The organism is Stenotrophomonas sp. HMWF003 (genome assembly GCF_003061285.1).
Lineage (GTDB): Bacteria > Pseudomonadota > Gammaproteobacteria > Xanthomonadales > Xanthomonadaceae > Stenotrophomonas > Stenotrophomonas maltophilia_AP.
In genome coordinates, this window is sequence record NZ_QAIW01000205.1 from 1,016 (window position 1) to 3,677 (window position 2,662).

Below are 2,662 nucleotides of genomic sequence, written 5' to 3' on the forward strand. Positions count from 1 at the left end.
CGGCGAGACCGTGAACGAGGCCGAGCGCTCGTCGTGGAACGGGCAGCGCGCGGCGTATTCCTTGCCCTGGCGCTTCAGCGGCACGCGGCTGCCCACCACCTCGACAATGTCGGAGCGGGCCAGCAGGTCGTCGATGAATGCGTCGGGGATACGGGCCATGGGCAGCAGGCAGTGGCACGGCCGGTAACGGCCCTGCGCGGAAGCGGGGGACGGCCTAGTCTACTAGCTGCCGGTCGCTTCGCCCGGTTTCGGCGCGGGGATGCCCGCTGCGGCCAGGTGCTGGCGCGCGCGCAGGCGCTCGTCGATCACCGCCGTCATCAGCGCGCCCACGAAAAACACCACGGTGGCGTAGTAGATCCACACCAGCGAGATCACCAGCGCGCCCATCGACCCGTAGGCGCTGCCGGGGGCGACCGTGGCGATGTACAGGCCGATCGCGTAGCGGCCCAGCGCGAACAGCGCCGAGGTGATCGCCCCGCCGATGAAGGCCTGCCGCCAAGCCACGCGGCGGTCGGGCAGGTAGTGGTAGAGGAAGGCGAAGCCCACCGTGTACAGCGCCAGGCTGGTCAGGTAGCCCACCGCCGGCAGCACCGACGGCAGCTGCGCGAAGGCGACCTGCAGCATGGTGGTGGCGGTCATTGACAGGATCAGCAGGAAGCCCAGTGCCAGCACCACGCCGAAGGAGAACACGCGCTTGCGCAGCCAGGCCACGATGCCGTCCAGGCGCTCGCCGCTGGTATTGAAGATCAGGTTGAGCGCGTTCTGCAGCTGGGCAAATACCGCCGTGGCGCCGATGAACAGCAGCAGCGTGCTCCACACCCCGGCCAGCGAGCCCACGTCGGGCTGGTTGTCGGCGTTCTTGAGCACGGTATCGGCCACGGTGGCGGCGCTGCTGCCGGCCACGTCGTTGATCTGCGCAATCAGCGCCTGCTGCGCCGGCGGGTACAGCGAGGCGGTGAGCCACAGCAGCAGGACCAGCAGCGGTGCCATCGACAACAGTGCGTAGAAGGAGACCGAGGCGGCCTGGGTAAGCACGTCGATATCGACGAAGCGTTTGCCCACCGCCATGGGGAAGCTGCGTTGCAGCCGGTCGACGTACTTGTGCAGCCGGGGCGGCACGCCGTGGTGGGTGGGCGTGGGAACGGCGTCGGGCGCGGGGGCAGGTGGCAGTGAAGACATGCGCCCGATTTTTGCAGGCCCGGGTCGAAGGCGGGGTGAAGCGAAGCGGTGTGCGCGGCAGTGCGCATGCACGCGTGCACCGACCAACGGTCGGTGCCTACCGGGATCCGGATGTGGGCATCCGGCCCGGCAGGTAGCGACCGGGGGTCGCTACCTGGTCCGATCAGCCGGCCAGCTGCTGCTTGACCAGCTTGGATACCAGGCCCATGTCGGCCTGGCCGGCGAGCTTGGGCTTCAGGGCGCCCATCAGCTTGCCGATGTCGGCCGGGCTGGCCGCGCCGGTTTCGGCGATGGCGGCCTGGATGGCGGCCACGATCTCGGCCTCGCCCAGCTTGGCCGGCAGGTACTGGTCGATGACCAGGATTTCCTCGCGCTCGATCACGGCGAGGTCTTCCCGGTTGGCCGCTTCGAACTGGCTGACCGAATCCTTGCGCTGCTTGACCATCTTTTCCAGCACGGCCAGCGTGGCGGCGTCGTCCAGCTCGATGCGCTCGTCCACTTCCTTGCGCTTGATGTCGGCCAGCATCAGGCGGATCACGCCCAGGCGGTGCTTCTCGCCGGCCTTCATGGCGGCCTTCATGTCATCGGTGAGCTGCTGTTTCAGGCTCATGGAACACCTCGTATTCGGTCAAAAGGGCGGAAAGGGACGCCAAACGACTGGAACGCAAAAAGCCGGCAACGCTCGCGCGTTCCGGCTTCGGCTCCGCCACGACAGACCAGCGGCCTGTCGCATCGAAGTTGCGTCCGACTCAGTACAGGCGCTGACGCTTGGTAACGTCGCGCGACGACCGGCGCAGCTGACGCTTCACAGCAGCAGCAGCCTTACGCTTGCGCTCCTGGGTCGGCTTTTCATAGAACTCGCGCTTGCGGGTTTCGGCCAGCACGCCGGCCTTTTCGCAGGTGCGCTTGAAGCGACGGAGCGCAAACTCGAAGGGCTCGTTCTCGCGGACTTTAACGCTGGGCATGGAATCTCCGGGACACAGTAGAACCGGGTCACGCCCGGTGAGAGCCGCACATTATAGCGGCGACAAAAGAAGTTGCAACCCACCCCGGCAAACTTCTTGGCCACAGGTGGTGTCAGGTGGGCTGGCGGTAACGCTGCCGGGGCCTCAGCGGTCCATAATACCCGGTATGCGAGTCCTTGGTATTGAATCTTCCTGTGATGAGACCGGCGTGGCGGTGTACGACACCGCCCTGGCCGGCCCGGACGCCCTGCGCGCCCATGCGGTCTACAGCCAGATCGCCCTGCACGCCGAGTACGGCGGGGTGGTGCCTGAACTGGCCAGCCGCGACCACGTGCGCAAGCTGCTGCCGCTGATCCGCCAGACCCTGGCCGAGGCCGGGATGGGCGTGGCCGACATCGACGGGGTGGCCTATACGGCCGGCCCCGGGCTGGTCGGCGCGCTGCTGGTGGGGGCGGGCGTAGCCCGCTCGCTGGCCTGGGCGCTGGAGGTGCCGGCGGTCGGCGTACACCATATGGAAG

At 67.6% G+C, this 2,662-nt stretch carries 4 protein-coding genes and 1 pseudogene; 1 reads left to right on the plus strand and 4 read right to left on the minus strand.

What is annotated here, in order from left to right; translation table 11 throughout:
* From DBR34_RS22390 to rpsU, 4 genes are all read right to left on the minus strand, one after another.
* On the minus strand, window positions 1-159 hold a 159-nt coding region (locus DBR34_RS22390; RefSeq protein ID WP_258223758.1), incomplete at its 3' end, for a CHC2 zinc finger domain-containing protein.
* Between the two features lie 63 nt (window positions 160-222).
* Window positions 223-1,068, minus strand: coding sequence for a YihY/virulence factor BrkB family protein (locus tag DBR34_RS08355; RefSeq protein WP_236546269.1), 846 nt, complete (start codon window positions 1,066-1,068; stop codon window positions 223-225).
* 274 nt (window positions 1,069-1,342) lie between these two features.
* Window positions 1,343-1,789, minus strand: a complete 447-nt coding sequence (locus DBR34_RS08360; protein WP_128096447.1) for a GatB/YqeY domain-containing protein — start codon at window positions 1,787-1,789, stop codon at window positions 1,343-1,345.
* 139 nt (window positions 1,790-1,928) lie between these two features.
* Window positions 1,929-2,144, minus strand: a complete 216-nt coding sequence (gene rpsU / locus DBR34_RS08365) for a 30S ribosomal protein S21 (RefSeq protein WP_002808376.1) — start codon at window positions 2,142-2,144, stop codon at window positions 1,929-1,931.
* A 166-nt stretch (window positions 2,145-2,310) separates the two neighbouring features.
* On the opposite strand from rpsU, the pseudogene DBR34_RS08370 reads away from it, so the two are divergent.
* A pseudogene (locus tag DBR34_RS08370) lies at window positions 2,311-2,662 on the plus strand (tRNA (adenosine(37)-N6)-threonylcarbamoyltransferase complex transferase subunit TsaD); the annotation flags it as partial.

Bases quoted from the DNA above. Each gene is read 5' to 3' on its own strand.
- DBR34_RS08355 (WP_236546269.1), bottom strand. From the start codon at position 1,068: ATGGCGGTGGGCAAACGCTTCGTCGATATCGACGTGCTTACCCAGGCC.
- DBR34_RS08360 (WP_128096447.1), bottom strand. From the start codon at position 1,789: ATGAGCCTGAAACAGCAGCTCACCGATGACATGAAGGCCGCCATGAAG.
- rpsU (WP_002808376.1), bottom strand. From the start codon at position 2,144: ATGCCCAGCGTTAAAGTCCGCGAGAACGAGCCCTTCGAGTTTGCGCTC.